We start from the raw sequence: 6,829 nt of genomic DNA on the forward strand, positions 1-6,829 counted from the left end.
ACGCCTCCTTGTGCGGAGGAATCGTGTTGATGTACGCCGTATTCGCAGCAAACGGCAGGCTTGCTCCTTGCCGCCGCGCCATGCCGACCGTCTTCCCGAGCAGGAGGTCGGCGCGCTCGCTGCCTTCGAACGCCATTACCGAGCTGATGGCATCGATCCACTCGCGCGCCTCGGGGTCGGACTCGCCGCCACCGTCTTGGATCTCGAGCACGGTCCGGGTCATGCGCCCTCCAGGTCCGAAAGAGCCGAACGATCGATGAGCCGACATTAAAGGCGTTAGCGTCCTTTTGCTTGGAGATTTGTGACGCGCCGGCGTTTGATCAACCCGGACATGGGGATAACGTGTTGCAGCAGATCGTTTGCGGAGCCTCCGCTTCGCTTGATGGTGGGGCGGCTTGCGCCCTCGACGTTCATCCCTTTGTCGAAAGGGACAAACAACGCGTATCGGCCATCGAGAGTTCCGTGCACATGCAGGGGCAGGCCGAAAATAGTTCGCTTGCCGGAATATGCGCCGCGTGCCTCAATTTCGCGCTTCCGTTCGCTGTCCGCCAACTGGCGTCCGAGCGGCGGGAGGAAAGGTGAGCATGTCGCAAGCGTTGGATGAGGAGCACGACCAGTATCGCCAGGCGCTCGAGTTCTCGCGTCTTGGATTCTGGAGCTGGGATGCCGCCAGCGACCGCGTCACGTTCTCGGAGCGGGCCGCCGAAATCTTCGGCGTCCCCCTGGGTCCAGCCATGACATGGACGGAGCTGCGCGGGCTCCTTTTGGAGCCGGACCGCGAGCTGGCGCGCGTTGCGGTGGAAGCGGCGATCGCAGGGCGGTCGGACTACGCGATCTCATACCGGGTGAAGCGGCCTGCGGATGACAAGACCATCTGGGTCGAGGCGCGAGGCCGCGCGCATTATTCCGGAGATTCCGTGCTTGGCATGATCGGCACCGTGGAAGACGCCACGGCGCGCAAGGTGCAGGAAGACGTCCTTGCCGATGAGCGACGGTCGCTCGAGGTGCTGAATCGCACGCAGGCCATGATTGCGGCGGAGTTGGATCTCTCGACCTTGGTGCAGGCGGTGACCGATGCCGCCGTCGAGCTCACGCGCGCTGAGTTCGGAGCATTTTTCTACAACGTCAAGAACGCCGAGGGCGAGAGCTATACGCTTTACACGCTTTCCGGCGCCCCCCGCGAAGCCTTCGCGCGTTTTCCCATGCCCCGCAACACGGCCGTTTTCGCGCCCACTTTCGAAGGCAAGGGCATCGTCCGTTCGGACGATATCCTGACCGATCCGCGCTACGGCAAGAACGAGCCGTACCATGGAATGCCGGACGGCCATCTTCCGGTGCGCAGCTACCTCGCCGCACCTGTCGTGTCGCGATCCGGTCAGGTGCTCGGCGGCTTGTTTTTCGGTCATCATCAACCCGGCATTTTCGACCAGAGGGCGGAATCGGTATTGGCCGGCATCGCCGCGCAAGCTGCCGTCGCCATCGACAACGCCCGCCTCTACAGATCGGCCCAGGAGGAGCTGCGCGTGAGGCGTCTCGTCGAGGATCGATACCGCATGCTGGTGGAAACGTTGCCGCAACTCGTTTGGTCGTGCCTGCCCGACGGGACGTGCAACCATCTGAGCCGCCAGTGGCTCGAGTACACGGGCTTGCCGGCGGCGGAGCAGATCGGCTTCGGCTGGCTTGATATGTCGGTGCACTCCGAGGATCGCGCGCGCGTGCTCGAGCATTGGATGGGCGCCGTCAACGGCGAGCACGACTACGACATCGACTTCCGCATCCGCCGCCATGATGGCGCCTATCGCTGGTTCAAGGCGCGCGCTTCGCCCGTCCGCGACGAGCACGGTACGATCGTTCAATGGTTCGGGTCTTCAACAGACATCGAGGACATCGTCCAAGCCCGGGAGCTGCAATTCGTTCTGCGCAACGAGTTGGAGAGTAAGATCGCCCAGCGGACGGAGGAGCTTCGTACCGCCTACACGAGGCTCGTCGCCGAGGTTGCCGAACGCGAGAAGGCGGAGGGCCACTATCAGCTTCTGGTCGAAGGCGTCAGCGACTATGCGATCTTCATGCTCGACTCGGCAGGCCACATAACGAACTGGAACAACGGCGCCGAGCGCATCAAGGGCTATCGGGCGGCCGAGATCGTGGGGCAGCACTTCAGCGTCTTCTACACCGAGGAGGATCGGGCCAACGGCGTCCCGCCGCGGGGTCTCGAGACGGCGGCACGCACCGGAAAATTCGAGACCGAAGGCTGGCGCGTGCGTAAGGACGGCTCGAGGTTCTGGGCCAACGTCGTCATCAATGCCATTCGCGACCGCAACGGAAATCTCGTCGCCTTTGCCAAGATCACGCGCGACGCGACGGAGCGGCGCGAAGCCGAAACGGCGCTGCAGCGCGCGCAGGAGCAGCTTGCACAGTCACAGAAGATGGAAGGTATCGGACAGCTTACGGGCGGCGTCGCGCACGACTTCAACAACCTGCTCACGATCATCCTCGGCAATCTGCAGTCGGTCGACAGGACGCTGGCAAAGGGCAAGGTAGACCCCGAACGCATTCTCCGCCTGACGCACAATGCGAAGCAGGGAGCGGAACGGGCAGCAGCCCTAACGCAGCGCCTGCTCGCATTTTCGCGTCGCCAGCCGCTGGACCCCAAGACGGTCGACGCAGGCCGCCTCGTGGTCGGAATATCCGAGCTCTTGCGCCGCGCCATCGGCGAGCAGATCGCCCTCGAAACCGTGCTCGCCGGAGGCCTGTGGCGGGTCCACGTCGACGCCAACCAGCTCGAGGTTTCGCTTCTCAATCTTGCGGTCAACGCGCGCGACGCCATGCCAAACGGCGGCAAGCTCACCATCGAGACGGCGAATGCTTATCTCGACGAACGGTATGCGTCGGTGCAGGCGGAGGTGCGTCCGGGCCAGTACGTGGTCATTTGCATGACCGATACGGGGTCCGGCATGACGAAGGAGGTTCTGGCGCGGGCCTTCGAGCCGTTCTTCACCACCAAGGACATTGGGCAGGGGACCGGCCTCGGCCTTTCGCAGGTTTACGGCTTCGTCAAGCAATCGGGTGGCCACGTGAAGATCTACACCGAGGCGGGCGAGGGCACGACGGTCAAGATCTATCTGCCGCGCATGCTGGCCAATGATCTGTCGGCGCACGAAGGATCCCCGAAGGAGCCTGTCAACCCCACGGGCAACGAGACTATCCTTCTCGTTGAGGACGAGGACGACGTCCGGGCTTACTCGCGGGAAATTTTGAGCGAGCTCGGCTACTCGGTTGTCGAGGCTTCGAACGGCCACGCGGCGCTGAGGCTCTTGGACGCCCATCCCGAGATCGACCTCTTGTTCACCGACGTCGGTCTTCCGCATGGCATGAGCGGGCGCCAGCTGGCGGACGAGGCGATCCTGCGCCGGCCGCAAATCAAGGTCCTCTTCACTTCGGGCTATGCCAGGAACGCCATCTCGCACAACGGACACCTCAAGCCGGGCGTGCATTTGCTGACCAAGCCCTTCACCTACGAGATGCTGGCGGAAAAGCTGCGCGCCGTGCTTGACGATGGTCCGATCGCGCCCTGATCTCGGACATTGCGCCGGGCGAGGACCCCCGCCGATTTCTCTTCAATCGGTATCGATCACGCTCTAGCATCATGCAGCGAGCCGGTATAAGACCCACCGGGCAAGTGCAAGAGACTGATCTCACACGTAAAGGCATGATGACAGGTTGCTTCGAGGCCGGTCCCGCGTGCGCCATGCGGGGGCCGATACAAGGCGCGGCCGACCGGCGAAACGGCCCTCCGCCCAAGACAAAGAAGAACGGATAAGGCCAACGCATGGTCGCTCGCGCCAAAAGTCCGCTCGCCTCAGCGCTGGGTGTTGCCCTGCGTGACTTCGCGTTGGGCTCGTCGAAGGTCCTGAAAATCGGTTTCCTCGCGCCCTTGACCGGCCCGCTCAAGGCGTGGTCTGCGCCAGGGTTGGACGGCTGCAGGATCTGGGTTGATCTCGTCAATGCGGCGGGCGGCGTGAAGGTTGGCAGCCGCAAATTCCCCGTCGAGCTGGTGCCGTTCGATACCATGTATCAGCCGGAGTTGGCCTTCCAGGGCGCCAGGAAGCTGATCCTCGAGGACGGCGTGAAGCTGATCCTCATGAACGGAGGCAACGACCTCACGCGCGAGGTCCGCGATCTCATCAGCCAGCATCGCATGCTCGTCGCCGGCCTGCTGCCGAGCGATCTGTCACCGGACACGCCGACCCTGGTCGCGCCGAGCGAGGTTCACCCGATCTACAACGTCACGGGTGTCGACTGGTTGAAGCGCCGCAAGCCCCATCTCAAGACTGCCGCCATGTGCGCCCAGAGCGATCTTTTCGGACTGCCGTCGATTGCCACCTATCGCGCGGCATTCGAGGCGGCCGGCATCGATTTGATCGCCGAGCGCATCTTCGATCCCGAGACAACGGATTTTGCCCCCATCGTCGACGCATTGATGGCGGATGGACCGGACATTCTATGCTGGGACACGGCCTACGAGCCCTTCGTGCATGCGCTGACGATCGAGGCCTACAAGCGCGGCTTCAAGGGCCAGCTTCTCTCCTGCACGTGCGACAACTACCAGGAGCTGATCAGACGTACGAGCCCGGAGTTCATGGAAGGGTTCGTCTTCCAGTTTCCGGATTTCGACGACCCGCGCCTAAACGATGCGCGGGTAAATTTCGAGAATCCGAACGGCTTCTACGAGGAGTTTCTCCGCCGCTATCCAGGCACCTGGAGCGCGGTGTCCTGGGAGTACGCTTCGACGCTGGAGCTTTGGAAGGCCGCTGTGCAGCGCGCGCGCACGTTCGAGCCGTTCTCGGTTTTGGCGCTGATGAAGGTCGGCGGCATCGGCCAGCATGCCTTCGGCGAGGCGGTGTGGTGGGGCAAGGACCTGTTCGGGATCGACAACGCGTTGGTCGGCGACTGGCCGGTCGTGACCATCGTCGACGGGCGCGCCCGCATTCAGGAGTTCTGCTCGATCATCGACTGGTGGAACGAGCACAAACCGACGCTGGTCAAGCACATGCGCGCGCTCGAATTGATGTGGGACCAGCGCGAGCACCTCGCGGCATGGTCGTGAGCAGCCGGGCGCGGGCTCAGGACTCGTAGATCATGTCCTCGTGCGTGCTGGCGACATGCAGCTTGATGAGCTCCACGGCCGTCTCCACGTCACGCCGCGAGATGGCATCGTAGAGCGATCGCAGCAGCATCTGAGCGCTACGGATTTTTGAAGGCGTGAGCATCTGCCTGCGGCTCGCGGCCCACTGCGGCTGTCGGCGGACCTCATGCAGGATCGCGTACATGGCCGCGATCAGCGAATTGTGCGTGCCGCGCGCCAGCATCATCATGAAATCGTCTTCCAGCGTGGCGAAGGCGTCGGATTCCGTAACGATGCCCTCCAGCGCTGAAAGCTGCCGGTTGAGTTCGGCAAGATCGCGCGTCGACATGTAGATGGTGGCCAGCCGGACCATTTCCGGCTCCAGGATGGATTCCGCGATGCTCATGGCGAACGGCGACGCCGTTTCGGCGAGCAGATGGATGGAGGACTGGCTCTCGAGCGCAACTCTTTCTCTCGGCAGGCCCTGATCGGAGGGCTTGCGATAGGAGACGAAGGTTCCGCTTCCCGCCCGCCGCGCCACGACATCGTAGGTTGCCAGAAATTCGAGCGCCTGACGGATCGTGGCGCGCGTATCCTGAAACTCGGCGGCGAGATCGCGCTCGGCGGGAATGCGCGTCCCGAAAGGATAGGCGCCCGACGCGATGCGCGCGAAAACGCGCGTCGCGATATCCTTCGCCTGAGGCGTAATGAGGGGATGGCGCGAGAGATCATTGACCCAGGGCGGCGCATCCGTGTCTGCAACTTGATTGACGCTCATTGTGTGCTCTGGAATTTGTCGGACGAAATAAGCTGATGATTATCTCGCGCTTCGGGTTCGCGGTCGTGGACGAGCCCGGGTGTCAACAAGACAGTATGCGCGACTGCGAATTTCAGAATTTTGAGTTCGTCGCCCAGACCGCGAACGGCCGCTGAGCGCTGGAGTTCAAGCTCGGCAGCCTTCTCCGCATAGAGCGAGTCGGCCGCAACCGTCTTCGCGGAGTGGTCGAGCGATGCGCCGAGAAGCAGGCGCACTTCTGGCGTTTGCGACCCGAGAACATCCGACAGAAGGGCGGCGAGCGTAGGGGCGGCCGTCGCGTTAAAGGCGCCCCCCGCTCCCGCGAGCAGCAGGTTGAACCGCGCGATGGCAAGCCCCGCTCCACATTGCTCGGCGAGTCGCCGGCGCTGAACCGCCTCGAACGCCTGGAGATTTCGCGAAGCGAGTCTGAAGTGGAAGGACGAGCTTTGTCCCGGAAGGGAGACATCGGCCGTCGGGATGTCCTGCGCGTAGGTCGACCAAAGATGCTCGGCTTCGGCCAGCGCAGCTTCCGCGGCGTGTTTCTCACCGCGGAGGACGTGGGCCGCCCCCTCGTTCGTCCGCGAGGCTGCACGTCGCGGGTCGAGAGCGGGAAAGGGTCCGAGTTCTGCTGCAGCCAGCCAATGTTTCGCAGCCTGGAGGGAGTGTGACGAACCCAACGCGCGAAAGCCCGCGATCGTCGCGTCGGCCCAGCTGCGTTCCAATTCCGTCATTGCCGATGCGCCATATGAAACCCGTGGACGAACACAATGCGTCCCAAACATCGGGATTGCAACCAATAATAACCAAAAAAAACCAATATAGGTTTGCACCTGCAGCATGCGCTGAAAAAAAGCTGCAACAAAAGCGATTACGCATTGTGCACTTGCACAAAGATCAAACAACTTTCC

The 6,829-nt window shown here is 62.8% G+C and carries 5 protein-coding genes; 2 read left to right on the plus strand and 3 right to left on the minus strand.

The annotated features are described in order from the left end of the window. Positions 1 to 223 (minus strand): hypothetical protein (locus QZV93_RS17390; RefSeq protein WP_295559966.1); only part of this gene is annotated, 223 nt, incomplete at its 3' end. A gap of 361 nt (positions 224 to 584) precedes the next feature. On the opposite strand from QZV93_RS17390, the gene QZV93_RS17395 reads away from it, so the two are divergent. After that, positions 585 to 3,575: a PAS domain S-box protein gene (locus tag QZV93_RS17395; RefSeq protein WP_295559968.1), complete on the plus strand. Its 2,991-nt coding sequence runs from the start codon at positions 585 to 587 to the stop codon at positions 3,573 to 3,575. A 254-nt stretch (positions 3,576 to 3,829) separates the two neighbouring features. Further along, positions 3,830 to 5,107, plus strand: coding sequence for an ABC transporter substrate-binding protein (locus QZV93_RS17400; RefSeq protein WP_295559970.1), 1,278 nt, complete (start codon positions 3,830 to 3,832; stop codon positions 5,105 to 5,107). A gap of 16 nt (positions 5,108 to 5,123) precedes the next feature. Here the strand turns inward: QZV93_RS17400 and QZV93_RS17405 are convergent, their stop codons facing one another. After that, positions 5,124 to 5,903 (minus strand): FCD domain-containing protein, encoded by a 780-nt coding sequence (locus QZV93_RS17405; protein ID WP_295559972.1) that lies wholly within the window; start codon positions 5,901 to 5,903, stop codon positions 5,124 to 5,126. Continuing rightward, positions 5,900 to 6,829: hypothetical protein (locus tag QZV93_RS17410; RefSeq protein ID WP_295559974.1), on the minus strand; the 930-nt coding region annotated here is incomplete at its 5' end. The genes QZV93_RS17405 and QZV93_RS17410, both read right to left, overlap by 4 nt.

This window comes from uncultured Hyphomicrobium sp. (genome assembly GCF_902826555.1).
Lineage (GTDB): Bacteria > Pseudomonadota > Alphaproteobacteria > Rhizobiales > Hyphomicrobiaceae > Hyphomicrobium_C.

Excerpts from the sequence above, each read along its gene's own strand:
- QZV93_RS17395 (WP_295559968.1), top strand. The coding sequence starts at position 585 with ATGTCGCAAGCGTTGGATGAGGAGCACGACCAGTATCGCCAGGCGCTC.
- QZV93_RS17400 (WP_295559970.1), top strand. The coding sequence starts at position 3,830 with ATGGTCGCTCGCGCCAAAAGTCCGCTCGCCTCAGCGCTGGGTGTTGCC.
- QZV93_RS17405 (WP_295559972.1), bottom strand. The coding sequence starts at position 5,903 with ATGAGCGTCAATCAAGTTGCAGACACGGATGCGCCGCCCTGGGTCAAT.